Annotated in this window: 13 protein-coding genes and 1 pseudogene; 11 read left to right on the top strand and 3 right to left on the bottom strand. The window is 71.8% G+C overall.

The features are described from left to right. Position 1: 1 nt before the first annotated feature. On the bottom strand, positions 2-1,204 hold the full coding sequence (locus tag ACIOHP_RS18925) for an amino acid deaminase/aldolase (RefSeq protein ID WP_401888744.1): 1,203 nt from the start codon (positions 1,202-1,204) through the stop codon (positions 2-4). Positions 1,205-2,684: 1,480 nt separating this feature from the next. On the opposite strand from ACIOHP_RS18925, the gene ACIOHP_RS18920 reads away from it, so the two are divergent. Further along, the gene (locus tag ACIOHP_RS18920; RefSeq protein WP_361553182.1) at positions 2,685-3,497 is read left to right on the top strand and encodes a hypothetical protein; all 813 of its coding nucleotides are present in this window, start codon (positions 2,685-2,687) and stop codon (positions 3,495-3,497) included. Positions 3,498-3,502: 5 nt separating this feature from the next. Further along, positions 3,503-4,669 carry a type VII secretion-associated serine protease mycosin gene (mycP, locus tag ACIOHP_RS18915; protein ID WP_401889175.1) on the top strand — a complete coding sequence of 389 codons (1,167 nt, stop codon included), beginning with the start codon at positions 3,503-3,505 and terminating at the stop codon, positions 4,667-4,669. Positions 4,670-4,795: 126 nt separating this feature from the next. Here mycP and ACIOHP_RS18910 read toward each other — a convergent pair whose 3' ends face one another. Next, on the bottom strand, positions 4,796-5,755 hold the full coding sequence (locus tag ACIOHP_RS18910) for a serine hydrolase (RefSeq protein WP_401888741.1): 960 nt from the start codon (positions 5,753-5,755) through the stop codon (positions 4,796-4,798). A 150-nt stretch (positions 5,756-5,905) separates the two neighbouring features. Between ACIOHP_RS18910 and ACIOHP_RS18905 the strand changes: the two genes are divergently transcribed. After that, positions 5,906-6,634, top strand: coding sequence for an SseB family protein (locus ACIOHP_RS18905; protein ID WP_361487051.1), 729 nt, complete (start codon positions 5,906-5,908; stop codon positions 6,632-6,634). A 4-nt stretch (positions 6,635-6,638) separates the two neighbouring features. On the opposite strand, the gene ACIOHP_RS18900 is transcribed toward ACIOHP_RS18905, so the two are convergent. Then, entirely contained in the window at positions 6,639-6,998 is a 360-nt protein-coding gene (locus ACIOHP_RS18900; protein ID WP_046261477.1) for a DUF1844 domain-containing protein, read from the bottom strand. Positions 6,999-7,344: 346 nt separating this feature from the next. Between ACIOHP_RS18900 and infC the strand changes: the two are divergent. The 8 genes and pseudogenes from infC to ACIOHP_RS18860 all read left to right on the top strand — a co-directional run bounded on the left by infC (position 7,345) and on the right by ACIOHP_RS18860 (position 15,969). Beyond that, a pseudogene (gene infC, locus ACIOHP_RS18895) lies at positions 7,345-8,059 on the top strand (translation initiation factor IF-3). A 112-nt stretch (positions 8,060-8,171) separates the two neighbouring features. After that, positions 8,172-8,366: a 50S ribosomal protein L35 gene (gene rpmI, locus ACIOHP_RS18890; protein WP_003977225.1), complete on the top strand. Its 195-nt coding sequence runs from the start codon at positions 8,172-8,174 to the stop codon at positions 8,364-8,366. Between the two features lie 101 nt (positions 8,367-8,467). Continuing rightward, positions 8,468-8,851: a 50S ribosomal protein L20 gene (gene rplT, locus ACIOHP_RS18885; protein ID WP_020132316.1), complete on the top strand. Its 384-nt coding sequence runs from the start codon at positions 8,468-8,470 to the stop codon at positions 8,849-8,851. A gap of 86 nt (positions 8,852-8,937) precedes the next feature. Further along, positions 8,938-9,780: a TrmH family RNA methyltransferase gene (locus tag ACIOHP_RS18880; RefSeq protein WP_401888738.1), complete on the top strand. Its 843-nt coding sequence runs from the start codon at positions 8,938-8,940 to the stop codon at positions 9,778-9,780. 50 nt (positions 9,781-9,830) lie between these two features. Then, positions 9,831-10,967, top strand: coding sequence for an ATP-binding protein (locus ACIOHP_RS18875; RefSeq protein WP_361553171.1), 1,137 nt, complete (start codon positions 9,831-9,833; stop codon positions 10,965-10,967). A 139-nt stretch (positions 10,968-11,106) separates the two neighbouring features. After that, positions 11,107-12,228, top strand: coding sequence for a phenylalanine--tRNA ligase subunit alpha (pheS, locus tag ACIOHP_RS18870; protein ID WP_361553168.1), 1,122 nt, complete (start codon positions 11,107-11,109; stop codon positions 12,226-12,228). Beyond that, a complete protein-coding gene (gene pheT / locus ACIOHP_RS18865; protein WP_401888736.1) occupies positions 12,228-14,738 on the top strand; it encodes a phenylalanine--tRNA ligase subunit beta in 2,511 nt (836 codons plus the stop codon). Before pheS ends, pheT begins: the two co-directional genes overlap by 1 nt. A gap of 199 nt (positions 14,739-14,937) precedes the next feature. Then, the gene (locus ACIOHP_RS18860; RefSeq protein ID WP_401888733.1) at positions 14,938-15,969 is read left to right on the top strand and encodes a PP2C family protein-serine/threonine phosphatase; all 1,032 of its coding nucleotides are present in this window, start codon (positions 14,938-14,940) and stop codon (positions 15,967-15,969) included. Positions 15,970-16,021 lie beyond the last annotated feature (52 nt).

Below are 16,021 nucleotides of genomic sequence, written 5' to 3'. Positions count from 1 at the left end.
CCTACAGGAACGTCCGGCCCTCGCCCCGATACGTCGGGACGGTCGAGGTGACGGTGTCGCCCTCGATCAGATGCAGCACGTCGAACCGCTCGCACAGCTCCCCGGCCTTCGCGTGCCGGAACCACACCTTGTCCCCGAGGAGGAGATCGTCGGCGGGGGAGCCGAGGAGCGGCGTCTGCACCTCGCCGGGCCCCTCCTGAGGGTCGTACTTCAGCCCCTCCGGCAGATAGGGCACCGGGAGCCGGTCGGGCCCGGGCGCACCGGAGGCCGGATAGCCGCCCCCGAGCACCGTGACGACACCGACGCCGGGCCGCCGCACGACGGGCTGGGCGAAGAGCGCGGCCGGACGCCCGCTGAACGACGTGTAGTTGTCGAAGAGCCGCGGCACGTACAGCCCCGACCCGGCCCCGATCTCGGTCACGGCGTCCTCGGCGGCGGTGGTCTGGACGCTGCCGGTACCGCCGCCGTTCACGAACTCCAGGTCGGGCACGACCGACCGGACGGCACGCACCACCGCCGCCCTCCGCTCGGCGAGCTCCTTGCGGGCGGTGGCCTGCATCAGCCGCACGGCACGGGACCGGAACGGATGCCCGGCGACGGAGTCGCCCACACCGGCGATATGACCCTCGTACGCCATGATCCCGACGACCTTGAACCCGGGCCGCCGGGCGATCGCGCGGGCGAGGTCGGCGACCTGGGCGGGGGAGTGCAGCGGGGAGCGCCGGGCGCCCACCCGCACCCGGCCGCCGAGGAGCTTGAGGGAGGTGTCCAACTCCAGGCAGACGCGGACGACTTCACTTCCGCCGTCCCGGGAGCGGTCGATGAGGTCGAGCTGTGAGACGTCGTCGACCATGACGGCCACGGCGGCGGCGAGCTTGGGGTCCGAGGTCAGCTCGGCGTACCCGGCGCTGTCGGCGGAGGGGTAGGCGAGCAGGATGTCGTCGAAGCCGGAGCGTGCCAGCCACAGGGATTCGGCCAGGGTGAAGGACATGAGGCCCGCGAAACCGTCCTTGGCGAGAACGCGTTCGAGCAGCGCCCGGCACCGCACGGACTTGCTGGCCACACGGATCGGCTTGCCGCCGGCCCGGCGGACGAGATCGTCCGCGTTCGCGTCGAAGGCGTCCAGATCCACGATCGCCAAAGGGGCGTCGAGGTGAGCGGTGGCCCGGTCGTACCGGGCCCGGTCGGCGGCGCGCGCAGTCATGAACGAAGCCTGCCAGACAGGATTACCGCAGGGTAGGGGGACGTTCCGGGCTAAAGCCCCGGGCTCGTGGACTGGTTCCCGTCCGGCCGGGGACAACCCGTAGAGTGACGCGCACGCATGTGAGGACGGCAGGGGCCCGAGTCAGGGGATGCCGGTCCGTCCGTGCGGGTATGCGTGCCCGGGCGGGCCTGTTCGCACCGGGGACGACGACGGACCCGGGCACAAGGGAAACGGGGGGCGCATGAGTACGGAAGCGCGGCACGCCTCCATCCCTCCGCGCCCCACGACACCTCCACGCCCCACGGACCCCCCGAAAACGGACCCCCAGGCCACGGACCACGAGGAGCCCGGGCGCACCCCGGGCCCCACCGAGGAACGGCCACCGGCCCAAGGATCGGCCACGCGGCCGACGACGGCCCTGCCCCCGTTGCCGGGTACGCGACCGGGAGAGCGGCAGGGGGCCCGTACGGTGCCCGCGGGTGGCGTGGGTTCGCCCCGGCGCGGCGATACCGCGGAACCGGCCCGTGACACCCCCCTGGACACGCCTCCCCGCTTCCCCCGCCTGCGCGCCCCGTCCTCCGACGGCTCCGCCCCCTCGACCCCGCCCCCGCCGAAGGCCTCCGCCCGCTTCCCGGACACACCACCGGCCCCCGGCCAGGACATCCCGGGAACCCCCGCGACACCCCCGCGCCGCAATGGCACACCCCCGGAAACGTCCTTCGAGACCACCTTCCGCCTCCGCCCGGTACCGGTCGATCCGGACGCCTCCTCCCCGGGTCGCCCCGCGCCCCCCGCCGCACCACCGCGCCCGTCCTCCGGGCCCCACCCGACGACGCCCGCTGGTGCACCGCCCAGGCCAGGCATACGCCCGTCTTCGGAGCCCGGTCCGACGGCGCCCTCGGGCGTACCGCCCAGGCCGGGCACCCGTCCGTCCTCTGCCCTTGGCCCGACGGCGCCCGCCGGCGCTTCGCCCGGGTCAGGTACCCGCCAGTCCTCTGCGCCCGGTCCGACGGCGCCTTCCGGCGTACCGCCCAGGCCGGGCACCCGTCCGTCCTCTGCCCTTGGCCCGACGGCGCCCGCCGGTGCTTCGCCCGGGTCGGGTACCCGTCAGTTCTCTGCGCCCGACCCGACGGCGCCCTCCGGCGCCCCGCCCAGGCCAGACACCCGTCCGTCCTCTGCGCTCGGCCCGACGGCGCCTGCTGGCGCTCCCCCCGGGTCGGGTACCCGCCAGTTCTCTGCGCCCGGCTCGACGGCGCCCTCCGGCGCCCCGGCCGGTGTGCCGCCGCGGCCCGGCTCTCGGCCGGTGTCGGCGTCGGACGGTGTGTCCGGGACCGGGCATCGGTCGGAATCGGTGGCTGCCGATGCCTTCGGCCACACCGCACCCTCCGGAGGGGGCACGTCCCCCCGGCAGCCCGATCCCTCTCTCTCCTGGAGCGCCCCCCTGGCACCCGGTGACACCCCTGGATCCGGGCGGCCCGTCGTGTCGTTCGGGCAGCCCGAGGGGTACGACGAGCGGGCGCGGCCGCGAGTGCTCCGTGGGCGAGGACGGCTGCGGGCCGTCGGTGTGGCCGTCTGTCTCGTGCTCGGCCTTGGCCTCATCGGCGGTGCCGTGACCGGGAGTTGGCTCGTCGGGGACTCGGCCGCTGCCGGGTCCGGGGACGCCTTCGCGGCGGCCGCCGAGATGTGGCACGGCGTTCCGGTCGACCAGCTCTTCCCGCGCACCGTCGAGGGACAGGGCGCGGGCCCCGGCGGCGCCGACCGGACCTGGACGCGGATCGCCGTCGCCCCGGACAGCGGCTGCAAGGACGCCTTCGACCCCCTGCTGCGCAAGGCACTCGCCCCCGTCGGCTGCCAGCGGCTGCTCCGCGCCACCTACACCGACGCCACCCAGAGCTATGTCACCACCGTCGGCCTTCTCTTCACCAAGGCAGACGCCGCCGGAATGACCGCCCTCGACACCCGGTTCGGCAAGGAGAAGCTGGGCGACCGCAGCGACCTCATGCCCCGGACCTACGCCGCCAAGAACACCGTCGCCGCCGCCTTCGGCAGGAAGCAGCGGGCCTCCTGGGCCGTCTCCGTCCTCACCGACGCCCCCGTCGTCGCCTTCGCCGTCTCCGGCTGGGCCGACGGCCGCAGCGTCGACGAGCCGGAACCCGCCGAGAAGGCCATGGCGTCCGACGCCACCACGGACATCGCCCAGGCCGGTCTCGGCCACGAGGCCCAGGGCCTCGCCGACCGCATCGAACGCGGCTTCCGCAAGACCGTCAGCTCGGCCACGGAGAAACCGTCGTGAACGCCATGACCCGCCGCGCCGGCCTCCTCAGCGCCCTTCTCGCCGCCTCCCTCGCCCTCGTACCGCCCACCGCGGCGCACGCCGACGGCATACGCGCCCAGCAGTGGGCCCTCGAGGCCATGCACACCCAGGAGGCCTGGCAGACCACCAAGGGCAAGGGCATCACCGTCGCCGTCCTCGACACCGGCGTCGAGGACGACCACCCCGACCTCGTCGGCAACGTCCTCGACGGCAAGGACATGGTCGGCTTCGGAGCGAGCCGCGGCGACCGCGCCTGGGCCCGCCACGGCACCGCGATGGCCGGCATCATCGCCGGCCACGGACACGGGATCGGCGACGCCGACGGCGTGATGGGCATCGCCCCCGAGGCCAAGATCCTCCCCGTCCGCGTCATCCTGGAGGACGGTGACTCGGCCCGCGGCAAGGCCCGCAACACCCGCGGCAACGCCCTCGCCGAAGGCATCCGCTGGGCCGCCGACCACGGCGCCGACGTCATCAACCTCTCCCTGGGCGACGACTCCAAGTCCGCCCACCCCGAACCCGCCGAGGACGAGGCCGTCCAGTACGCCCTCAAGAAGGGCTCCGTCGTCGTGGCCTCGGCCGGCAACGGCGGCGAGAAGGGCGACCACATCTCCTACCCGGCCGCCTACCCGGGAGTCATCGCCGCGACCGCCGTCGACCGGTACGGCACCCGCGCCGCCTTCTCCACCCGCCGCTGGTACTCCACGGTCAGCGCCCCCGGCGACAAGGTCGTCATCGCCGACCCCGACCACAAGTACTACGAGGGCTGGGGCACCAGTGCCGCCGCGGCCTTCGTCTCCGGCGCCGTCGCCCTGGTCAAGGCGGCCCACCCCGGCCTGACTCCGGCCCAGATCAAGAAGCTCCTGGAGGACACGGCCCGCGACGCCCCCGTCGGCGGCCGCGACGACTCCCGCGGCTACGGCCTGGTCGACCCGGCCGCCGCGATCAAGGCAGCCGCAGAGCTGAAGCCGGAAGGCCTGCAGGCAGCGTCCTACGGCGAGAAGTACTTCGGCTCGGGCCCGGACGCGGCCGAGCAGGAGGACGACGGGGCAGGCTGGGCGGCCCCGCTCGCGGGCGGCGCCGGCGGTGTCCTGCTGATCGCGGCGGTGGTGCTGTGGCGGGGCCGTCGGGAGAACCACGACGAACTCTGAGCCGCCGGCCCGGGTTCGGACAACGCCGGTAGGGGCGCGGGGCTGTGTCAAGGTGCGGCTACCGCCGCGTGGGCGCGACCGGCCACCACGCTGCCCCACCCCGCCCGACGGCCTGTCGCGGCACTCTCAACCCGTGAACACCGACACCGCGGCCCGAGAAGCCGACTCCACGAGCGACACCCCCTTCTCCTTCGTCGCGTTGCCGTTCGACAGCGCGACCACCAGATACGCGCGACCGTCCGACGCGGTGACCCGCCCGATGCTGTTGATGTCCCACAGCCCGGTGGTCGACCGCGGCAGCCAGCCGTTCTTCAAGGCCCACGCGGACCCGTCCGCCGCGGCCGACACTCCCCAGTCCTGGCCGACGGCTATCCGGCCCATCAGCCCCCGCACATACTCGCGCGACGCCGAGCTCAACTCCGAGTCGTCCCCGAACACCTGCCGAAGCAACGTGAGCTGATCCGCCGCCGTGGTCCGGGTCAGCCCCCACAGCATCCCGTCACCGCCCTCGGTGCCCGTGAGCCCGAGCCGCTCGTTCGCCGCGTCGAGCCCCTCGGCCTGCCCGATGATCCGCCACAGCGCCGACGCGGAGGCGTTGTCACTGTTCTCGATCATCGCGGTGGCGTACGACCTCTCGGCCGCCGTGAGATGCCGGTCCTCGTCCTGCGCCCGGAGCAGCAGCGCCGCCAGGATGTCGACCTTGACGATGCTCGCCGTGTCGAAGGCGGCATCCCCGTACGTGGCGCTCTCCCCGGAGTCCAGGTCGAGCACGGCGACCGAGACGTCCGCGTCGCCCGGCACGGTCACCGACTCCATGGCCGTGGCGAGCAGCTTGTCGTGGTCCACCGTCGGCTGCGTCACGGGCTCCACCGATGCCTCCTCGCTCGTCGCCGCCGCGGCCGGCGACGGGGCCGACGACGGGGCCGACGATACGGAGGGAGCGCCGGAGTGCGCCTGCGCCTTCACGTACACGGTCCCCCCGGCCGTGGCACCGACGATCGCGACGGAGGCGAGGGCGGTGTACATCAGCGGGCGCCGCCGGGACGGGCGCGGGCGGCGGCTTCGGCGGGCTCTGGAGGACTCCATGACCGTGATGGTCGGGCCTCCGGCTGTGCCTGCCGTTAGACGAAAGTTAGATGTGTGTCAGGGAAATCTGAGATTCCGGTGAAGAGGGTCACGGTGAGGTTTCCGGGGCCGCACAAGCCCAGCAGCATCCCCCCTATAGGGTCGGTGACCGTGGCGAACAAGAACATTCCCGACTCCGGCTTCTCCGACGACGACGGCTCCGCCGACCCCGGGCTGAGCGCGGCGCTCGCCGCCTGGGCCGAGGACCGCACCGCCGTGGGACCCGTCCTGGAGGCCCTGAAGGGCGCCCGACTGCTCGTCCCCGTCGTGGCCGTGCTCGGCGAGGTCGAGGAGGACGAGAACGGACTGCGCCGCGAGAAGACCAGCGACATGGCCGTCCCGACCCTGAAGGCCGGCGGCCGCACCGCCCTGCCAGCCTTCACGTCCACCGACTCGCTGGCGCGCTGGGACCCGGCGGCGCGCCCCGTCGCCGTACCCCTGCACCAGGCGCTCCAGGCCGCCGCGCACGAGAAGGCGGACACGGTCGTCCTGGACCTGGCCGGCCCCGTGGCCTTCGAGCTGACCGGCCCCGCGCTGCTCGCCCTCGCCGAGGGGCGTACGTCGACGGACCCGCTGGCCGACCCCGCGGTCGTGGCGGCGGTGCGGGCCGCCGTCGCCGACGTGCGTGCGGTGGAGCGGGCCTATCTCGGTCCCGGCCAGGGGGACGGCACCCTCGCCCTGGTCCTCGACCCCGTCGTCCCGCACGACGCCGGTGTCCACGCGGTCGCCCGGCGGCTGGCCGCCGACGAAACGCTGAGGGCCCGCCTGGTGCGCGGCCTCGACCTGGCACTGCTGCCGGCCGGGGCGACGCCTCCGGGCGAGCCCTTGTACGTGCGGTAGGGATTCAGCCGTAGACCGGGCCCGTGTACTTCTCGCCCGGGCCCTGGCCCGGCTCGTCCGGGACGATCGACGCCTCGCGGAACGCCAGCTGGAGGGACTTCAGACCGTCGCGCAGCGGGGCCGCGTGGAAGGAGCTGATCTCGGTCGCGCTGCCGTCCAGCAGACCGGCGAGGGCGTGGATCAGCTTGCGGGCCTCGTCCAGGTCCTTGTACTTGTCGCCCTCCTCGGTCAGACCGAGCTTCACTGCGGCGGCGCTCATCAGGTTCACGGCGACCGTCACGATCACCTCGACGGCGGGGACCTCGGCGATGTCGCGGGTCATTTCGTCGAAGTCGGCGGGGGACTCAGGAGGGGTGTCACTCATGGCCCACACGATAGGCGGTCCGTGCCGTCGTTCCCCCAATTGGTCCTTGTCAAGCGATCCTGCTAATCTGTTTGACGACCGGCTGGACACTCGCGTGCCCGGCCCACAAGTGGAGGCTCCGATCTCCCACCTGACCGTCCCCCGGGACGGCGGGTCACCCCGGTCAGGCGGCCACCATCGTTCCGTACGGACGATGGAGTCGCCCGAATGCGCGCCCCGCGATCATCGCGGCGGTGCTCCGGCAGTGTTTTGGAGCCCCGTCTTGTGATCGTCCGGGGCATTTTTTGTGCTTCGGCGCGGTTAGGTCTGTCGAAAAGAGACAAACGCGGCTGTCCGCCAGACTGCCGTGTGGTGCTAACCGAGGAGGATCCATCAGCGCCGAGCCCCGCATCAACGACCGGATTCGCGTTCCAGAGGTGCGACTTGTCGGTCCCAGTGGCGAGCAGGTGGGCATCGTCCCCCTGGCCAAGGCACTGGAGCTTGCGCAGGAGTACGACCTGGACCTGGTCGAGGTGGCGGCAACCGCCCGTCCGCCTGTGTGCAAGCTCATGGACTACGGGAAGTTCAAGTACGAGTCGGCCATGAAGGCCCGTGAGGCGCGCAAGAACCAGGCGCACACGGTCATCAAGGAGATGAAGCTCCGGCCGAAGATCGACCCGCACGACTATGACACCAAGAAGGGTCACGTCGTCCGGTTCCTCAAGCAGGGCGACAAGGTCAAGATCACGATCATGTTCCGTGGTCGCGAGCAGTCCCGGCCGGAACTCGGCTACCGACTGCTGCAGCGTCTCGCGTCGGACGTCGAGGACCTCGGTTTCGTTGAGTCGAACCCGAAGCAGGACGGCCGAAACATGATCATGGTTCTCGGTCCGCACAAGAAGAAGACCGAGGCGATGGCCGAGGCGCGGCAGGCGCAGGAAGCCCGCAAGGCTGAAGCGAAGGCCAACCCCGGCAAGTCGCAGAACGCCGCGGACCCCGACGCCGTGAACGCGGACGGCGAGGACGCCGAGGTCGCCGAGGCTGCTGCCGAGGCCCCTGCCGAGGCTCCCGCCGAGGCGTGATCCCAGGGGACGCGAGTCCCCCAGGACGTAACCGATACAAGAGCGACGCTCCACCGTGTGCCCGGTTTCACGACCGGGCACCGGAGCGCCACCCAGAGGAGAGAACGGCGCTATGCCGAAGAACAAGTCGCACAGCGGTGCCAGCAAGCGCTTCAAGATCACCGGCTCCGGCAAGGTGCTCCGCGAGCGTGCCGGCAAGCGCCACCTGCTCGAGCACAAGTCGTCCCGCGTGACGCGCCGCCTCACCGGCAACGCCGAGATGGCCCCGGGCGACGCCGCGAAGATCAAGAAGCTTCTCGGCAAGTGACGTACGCGGCGCCCTGACTGAGCGCCGTACGTCTGGACCGGGACCCCATCGATTCCGGGCCGTGTGAGTCCAACCACGGCCCCGCTACAAGGAGTTAACAAGTGGCACGCGTCAAGCGGGCAGTCAACGCCCACAAGAAGCGCCGGGCGATCCTCGAGGCGGCCTCCGGCTACCGCGGTCAGCGTTCGCGCCTGTACCGCAAGGCCAAGGAGCAGGTCACCCACTCGCTGGTCTACAACTACAACGACCGCAAGAAGCGCAAGGGTGACTTCCGTCGGCTGTGGATCCAGCGCATCAACGCTGCTGCCCGCGCCAACGGCATCACGTACAACCGCTTCATCCAGGGTCTGAACGCGGCGAACATCGAGGTCGACCGCAAGATCCTGGCCGAGCTGGCCGTCAACGACGCCACCGCGTTCGCCGCGCTGGTCGAGGTTGCGCAGAAGGCCCTGCCGGCGGACGTCAACGCCCCCAAGGCGGCCTGACGCCTGGCTTTGAGCCGACGTGACATGAGGGACCCGCAGGCTTTTGGGCTTGCGGGTCCTGTTGTGTAGTTCTGAAAGTGAGCCTCATGCACTCCGCAACCCCCGAGCTGATCTCCCCCCGTTCCCCCCGCGTCTCCGCCGCCCGGCGGCTCGCCAGGCGGAACTTCCGGGGCAAGGAGCGACTGTTCCTGGCCGAGGGACCGCAGGCCGTGCGGGAGGCTGCCGGGCACGGGCTCGTGGAGTTGTTCGCCACCGTCGAGGCCGCCGAGCGCTACGCGGAGATCATCGGGGAGGCCCGTGCCGTCGGGGCGCGTGTGCATCTCGCCTCCGAGGACGTCATCGCCGACATCTCCACCACCGTCACCCCGCAGGGGCTCGTCGGTGTGTGCCGGTTCCTCGACACCCCCTTCGAGGAGATCCTCGCCGCCCGCCCCCGGCTCGTCGCCGTGCTCGCGAACGTTCGCGACCCCGGGAACGCCGGGACCGTCCTGCGGTGCGCGGACGCCGCCGGGGCCGAGGCCGTCGTACTGACCGACGCGTCCGTGGATCTCTACAACCCCAAGGCCGTACGTGCCTCCGTGGGCTCCCTCTTCCATCTCCCCGTCGCCGTCGGAGTCCCCGTGGAGCAGGCGGTCCAGGGGCTCAAGGACGCCGGTGTGCGGATCCTCGCCGCCGACGGGGCCGGGACCGACGACCTCGACGACGAGCTCGACAAGGGGACCATGGGCGGACCGACCGCCTGGATCTTCGGGAACGAGGCGTGGGGGCTTCCGGAGGAGACCCGCGCGCTCGCGGACGCCGTCGTGCGCGTCCCGATCCACGGGAAGGCCGAGAGTCTGAACCTGGCGACCGCCGCCGCCGTATGTCTCTACGCGTCGGCCCGTGCACAGCGCGCCTCCGGAGGGTGCCGCTCCGTCACCGAGAGCTAGTAGGGTGACCAGCTCGGGGGCCCTCCGTCGAAGAGGTGGGGTACGGGGATATGAGCGTCGGCACGAGCAGCGCACCGGGAGCACGGGACGTGCGGCACGGGTCCGCGTCCGGCCCCGGTGAGCCGGCCGGGCTCGGCATCGACCCCGACCTCCTGCCCGACGGACTGGTCGTCGCCGACGAGCACGGCCGGGTCGTCTGCTTCAACGCCGCCGCCGAGCGCATCACCGCCGTACCGGCCGCCGAGGCCCTCGGACAGCGGCTCGACAAGGCGCTGCCGTTAGAGGACCTGGAAGGCCGACGCTGGTGGCAGGTGACGGACCCCTACGGGGGACTCGCCATCCGGCGCCGCCAGCCCGAGCGGAATCTGCTCCTTCCCGGCGGACATGAGGTCCTCGTCTCCGCGCAGTACGTACGCACCGAGCCCACCGGGCCCGTCCACCGCGTCGTCGTCTGCCTCCGCGACACCGAGGCCCGGCGCCGCACCGAACGCAGCCACGCCGAGCTGATCGCCACCGTCGCCCATGAACTGCGGTCACCGCTCACCTCCGTCAAGGGCTTCACCGCCACGCTGCTCGCCAAGTGGGAACGGTTCACCGACGACCAGAAGCGGCTGATGCTGGAGACCGTCGACGCCGACGCCGACCGGGTCACCCGGCTCATCGCCGAGCTGCTCGACATCTCGCGCATCGACTCCGGACGCCTGGAGGTGCGGCGCCAGCCCGTCGACATCGGGGCCGCGGTGGGGCGGCACATCCAGGCCTACGTCGCCGCCGGGCAGACCGCCGACCGGTTCCTGCTGCGCATCGAGCAGCCGCTGCCCATGCTGTGGGCCGACCCGGACAAGGTCGACCAGGTGCTCAGCAACCTGCTCGAAAATGCCGTGCGCCACGGCGAGGGAACGGTCACGATTGACGTCACGCCCTCGGCGTCGCCCCGGGAAGGGGAGGACGTCGGTACGTCGGTCACGGTGAGCGACGAGGGGTCCGGCATCCCGGAGGAGTCCATGAACCGCGTCTTCACCCGCTTCTGGCGGGGCAGCAAGCGCGGCGGCACGGGCCTCGGGCTGTACATCGTCAAGGGCATCGTCGAAGCCCACGGCGGCACCATCACCGTCGGCCGCGCCCCCGAGGGCGGCGCGGAGTTCCGATTTACGTTGCCCGTGGCGGCGCCGGCGTATCTCGCCTAGCGGCCCACGGGCGCATTCGTACACCCCCACCCCGTTAGACTCGGCCTTTGGCACCTTTGTGTCCCATGGACGGCCCTCTGACCTCTGTGTGAGTCGGTGACGGGGACCTTCAGCCAGCCAATCGGAAGCACGGGAAGAGATGTCGGCACCGAACAAGTCGTACGACCCTGTAGAGGTCGAGGCGTTGAAGCCAGAAGAGATCGAGCGCATGCGGGACGAGGCGCTCGCCGCCTTCGCCGCCGCGGACTCCCTCGACGCGCTCCAGGAGGCCAAGGTCGCCCACACCGGCGGCACCTCGCCGCTGGCCCTCGCCAACCGCGAGATCGGCGCCCTGCCCCCGCAGGCCAAGGCCGCCGCCGGAAAGCTCGTCGGACAGGCCCGCGGCGCCGTGAACAAGGCGCTCGCCGCTCGTCAGACCGAGCTCGAGGCCGAGCGCGACGCGCGTGTCCTGGTCGAGGAGTCGGTGGACGTCACACTGCCGTACGACCGTGTACCGGCCGGCGCCCGCCACCCGCTCACCACCCTGTCGGAGCGCATCGAGGACGTCTTCGTGGCCATGGGCTACGAGGTCGCCGAGGGCCCGCAGGTCGAGGCCGAGTGGTTCAACTTCGACGCCCTCAACATCGGCCCGGACCACCCGGCCCGCGGCGAGGCCGACACCTTCTTCGTGCAGGGCCCCGAGGGCGGCACCGAGTCCGGTGTCGTGCTGCGCACCCACACCTCGCCCGTGCAGATCCGCTCGCTGCTCGACCGTGAGCTGCCGGTCTACGTGATCTGCCCCGGTGTCGTCTACCGCACCGACGAGCTGGACGCCACGCACACCCCGGTCTTCCGCCAGGTCGAGCTGCTGGCCGTCGACGAGGGCCTCACCATGGCCGACCTCAAGGGCACGATGGACCACATGGTCCAGTCCCTGTTCGGCGAGGGCATGAAGACCCGGCTGCGGCCGAACTTCTTCCCCTTCACCGAGCCGTCCGCCGAGATGGACATGGTCTGCTACGTCTGCCGCGGCGAGTCCGTCGGCAACCCCGACCGCCCCTGCCGTACCTGCTCCAGCGAGGGCTGGATCGAGCTCGGCGGCTGCGGCATGGTCAACCCCAAGGTGCTGACCGCCTGTGGCGTCGACCCGGAGAAGTACAGCGGGTTCGCCTTCGGGTTCGGGATCGAGCGGATGCTGATGTTCCGCCACAACGTCGAAGACATGCGAGACATGGTCGAGGGTGACGTCCGGTTCACTCGGCCGTTCGGGATGGAGATCTGATGCGGGTCCCGCTTTCCTGGCTGCGGGAGTACGTCGACCTGCCGGCGACCGAAACCGGCCGAGACGTCCAGGCCAAGCTCATTTCGGCCGGCCTCGAGGTCGAGACCGTCGAGCACCTCGGTGCCGACCTCAAGGGCCCCCTCGTCGTCGGCCAGGTGCTGACCATCGAGGAGCTGACCGAGTTCAAGAAGCCCATCCGCTTCTGCACCGTGAACGTCGGCCAGGCCAACGGCACCGGCGAGCCGCAGGAGATCGTCTGCGGCGCCCGCAACTTCGCCGTCGGCGACAAGGTCGTCGTGGTCCTCCCCGGCGCCACCCTGCCGGGCGGCTTCTCGATCTCCGCGCGCAAGACGTACGGCAAGACGTCCCACGGCATGATCTGCTCCGGCGACGAGCTGGGCATGGGCGACGACGGCAGCCACGGCATCATCGTGCTGCCGCCGGAGACCGAGGTCGGCAAGGACGCCATCGAGCTCCTGGAACTGGTCGACGAGGTCCTGGACATCGCCGTGACCGCCAACCGCGGCGACTGTCTGTCCATCCGCGGCGTCGCCCGCGAGACCGCCATCGCCTACGGCCTGCCGCTGCGCGACCCGGCGCTCCTGGACGTCCCGGGTCCCAACGCGTACGGCTACCCGGTGCAGGTCTCCGAGCCGCTCGGCTGCGACCGCTTCACGGCCCGTACGGTCAGCGGTCTCAGCCCCGAGGCCCGCTCCCCGCTCTGGCTCCAGCGCCGGCTCCAGAAGGTCGGCATGCGTCCGATCTCGCTCGCCGTCGACATCACCAACTACGTGATGATGGAGCTCGGCCAGCCGCTGCACGCCTACGACCGCAAGCTGGTCCAGGGCACCATCGGCGTCCGCCGGGCCGGCGAGGGCGAGGAGATCGTCACCCTCGACGGCGCCAAGCGGAAGCTGCACGCCGAGGACCTGGTCATCACCGACGAGCGCGGCCCGATCGGCCTCGCGGGTGTCATGGGCGGCGCGAACACCGAGATCGCCGACCACGAGGAAGGCGAAGGCACGACCGACGTGGTCATCGAGGCCGCGCACTTCGACGCGGTCTCCATCGCCCGGACGGCCCGGCGCCACAAGCTCTCCTCCGAGGCGTCCCGGCGCTTCGAGCGCGGTGTCGACCCGGCGGCCGCCGCGGCCGCCGCCCAGCGCACCGTCGACCTCCTCGTGCTGCTCGCGGGCGGCACCGCCGACGCCGGTGTCACCGAGGTCGCCGCACCGTCCGCGCCGCACACCATCGCCGTCGCGGCCGACCACCCGGACAAGGTCGCGGGTGTGGAGTACGGCCGCGAGACCGTCGTACGCCGTCTCCAGCAGGTCGGCTGCGACGTGTACGGGCAGGACGAGCTGATCGTCACCGTGCCGTCCTGGCGTCCCGACCTCACCGAGGTCAACGACCTGGCGGAAGAGGTCATCCGCCTGGAGGGCTACGAGAACCTGCCCTCCACGCTGCCCAAGCCCCCCTCGGGCCGCGGCCTCACCCACCGGCAGCGGCTGCACCGCCGCGTCGGCCGGGCGCTGGCCGGTGCCGGATTCGTCGAGGCGCCGAACTACCCCTTCCTCGGTGAGCAGGTCTTCGACCAGCTTCTGCTGGAGGCCGACGACCCGGCCCGCCGCGTCGTCAAGCTGACCAACCCGCTCAACGACGAGGAGCCCGCGCTCCGTACGTCGCTGCTGCCGGGACTCCTCGGTGCGCTGCGGCGCAACGACGGGCGGGGCTCGCACGACCTGGCCCTCTTCGAGACGGGCCTGGTCTTCAACCCGCGCGAGGAGCAGCGCGTCGCCGTCCCGCTGCCCGTCGACCGGCGTCCCACGGACGAGGAGCTCGCCTCGCTGAACGCCGCGCTGCCCGCGCAGCCGCGGCATGTGGCGGCCGTTCTCGCGGGCGCCCGTGAGCAGGCCGGCTGGTGGGGCAAGGGCCGTCCGGCGGACTGGGCCGACGCGATCGAGGCGGCACGGGCCGTCGCCCGTGAGGCCGGTGCCGAACTGGTCGTCCGCGGTGGGCAGTACGGGCCGTGGCACCCGGGGCGGTGCGCCGAGCTCGTGGTCGTCGCCGAGGGCGTCGAGAAGGTCGTCGGGCACGCCGGTGAGCTGCACCCGCGGGTCGTGAAGGCGTTCGGGCTGCCCGCGCGTACCTCCGCGATGGAGCTGGACCTGGATGCGCTGGAGGCCGTCGGCGACGACACGCCTCGGGCGCCGGGCATCTCCACGTTCCCTGTCGCCACGCAGGATGTGGCGCTGGTCGTGGACCAGTTCGTGCCGCACGCCGATGTCGAGGACGCGCTGCGCGAGGGTGCGGGGCCGCTTCTCGAGGCGATCCGGTTGTTCGACGTGTACGAGAACGCGGAGCAGCTGGGGGACGGCAGGAAGTCGCTCGCGTATGCGTTGCGGTTCCGGGCGGCGGATCGGACGCTGACGGTCGATGAGGCGTCGGCTGCCAGGGACGCTGCGGTCGCCCTGGCGGGCGAGCGTACGGGAGCGGTCCTGCGCGGCTGATGTCGTGTGCCGGGTGCGGGTGGGCTGTGGCTGGTCGCGCAGTTCCCCGCGCCCCTTGGGGGCACCTGCGGTCATGTCACTCAATTGAGTGACATTTCCTGGTGATCTGGTCCTACCGGGTCATGCTGTCGACAGAATCGGACCGGCCTCTCGGGGTCGGTCCTTCTGTGCTGTCTGGGCCTATTGGGGGGCCATCGGCATGATCCGTATCAGGGGTCGGGTTCCCCGTAGGGTGGTCTCGCTGGGGTTACCCACCGCGTGGGGGGCCGTGGCGGTCACGTACAAGCTGACCTGCCCGCTCGCCCAGCAGACCGGCTTCGAGGCACGCCTCGCGACCAGCGCCGTGTTCTTCGCCGTCGGCACCGGGCTGATACTTCACGTCCGGCATGCGCTGCTGCGCGAACTCCGGCAGATCCGGCAGGTCGCCGGTGCCGCGCAGAGTGCCCTGCTGCGACCGCTGCCGCCGCGCGTCGAGGGGCTGGACATCGCCGCCGCCCAGCTCTCCGCGGACCGCGGCGCCTCTGTCGGCGGTGACCTGTACGAGGTGATCGCCACCGAGCACGGCGTACGCGTCGTCATGGGTGACGTCCGTGGGCATGGCCTCGCCGCTCTCGGTACCGTCGCCGCCGTCCTCGGCAGCTTCCGTGAGGCCGTCCATGACGAGCCCGAACTCGGCGGTGTGCTGCGCCGGTTGGAGCGCGCGCTGGGCAGACATCTGCGCGAACGGGCCCGGGACGACGAGCCGGTCGCCGAGGATTTCGTCACCGTGCTGCTCCTGGAGATCGGCCGGGACGGCGACGTGTGCGCACTGAACTGCGGGCACCCGTGGCCGTACCTGCTGAGCGGCGCACGGGTCGACCCCCTGACCCGAGCGGACCCCCTCCCTCCGCTCGGGCCGTTCCCGCTCCCGCCCGAACTGCCGCCCATGCACTGCGGATACCTCCTCCCCGGCGAGACCCTGGTCCTCCACACGGACGGGGCGGAGGACACGAGAGACGCTCATGGCCGGTTCTTCTCCCTGCCGGGGGCTTTGGCGAAAGCCGCCGACGACGCTCCTCAGGCTGTACTCGGTTCGGTCTTCGCAGGCCTGTTGCGCCATGCGGCGGGAGCCCCCACGGACGACATCGCCCTCCTGGTACTGCGAAACGAGCGTTGCCAGGGGCATGCCTCAGGGGCGCGGGGAACTGCGCGACCAGCCACATCACAGCCGCAGCCGACAACACACCTTTAGACACCCGGCGATGAGTCGTGCGGCCAAGCCGGCGGCAGCCGTCCGCCCCGCC

The sequence above is a fragment of the Streptomyces sp. NPDC087859 genome, from assembly GCF_044742595.1.
Lineage (GTDB): Bacteria > Actinomycetota > Actinomycetes > Streptomycetales > Streptomycetaceae > Streptomyces > Streptomyces canus_F.
Note: the sequence above shows the minus strand (reverse complement) of the source record. Positions and strands in the feature narration are given on the sequence as shown.

Coding starts and splice junctions, on each gene's coding strand:
- ACIOHP_RS18875 (WP_361553171.1), top strand. CDS start 9,831: ATGAGCGTCGGCACGAGCAGCGCACCGGGAGCACGGGACGTGCGGCAC.
- ACIOHP_RS18880 (WP_401888738.1), top strand. CDS start 8,938: ATGCACTCCGCAACCCCCGAGCTGATCTCCCCCCGTTCCCCCCGCGTC.
- mycP (WP_401889175.1), top strand. CDS start 3,503: ATGACCCGCCGCGCCGGCCTCCTCAGCGCCCTTCTCGCCGCCTCCCTC.
- ACIOHP_RS18900 (WP_046261477.1), bottom strand. CDS start 6,998: ATGAGTGACACCCCTCCTGAGTCCCCCGCCGACTTCGACGAAATGACC.
- ACIOHP_RS18860 (WP_401888733.1), top strand. CDS start 14,938: ATGATCCGTATCAGGGGTCGGGTTCCCCGTAGGGTGGTCTCGCTGGGG.
- rpmI (WP_003977225.1), top strand. CDS start 8,172: ATGCCGAAGAACAAGTCGCACAGCGGTGCCAGCAAGCGCTTCAAGATC.
- ACIOHP_RS18910 (WP_401888741.1), bottom strand. CDS start 5,755: ATGGAGTCCTCCAGAGCCCGCCGAAGCCGCCGCCCGCGCCCGTCCCGG.
- pheT (WP_401888736.1), top strand. CDS start 12,228: ATGCGGGTCCCGCTTTCCTGGCTGCGGGAGTACGTCGACCTGCCGGCG.
- pheS (WP_361553168.1), top strand. CDS start 11,107: ATGTCGGCACCGAACAAGTCGTACGACCCTGTAGAGGTCGAGGCGTTG.
- ACIOHP_RS18925 (WP_401888744.1), bottom strand. CDS start 1,204: ATGACTGCGCGCGCCGCCGACCGGGCCCGGTACGACCGGGCCACCGCT.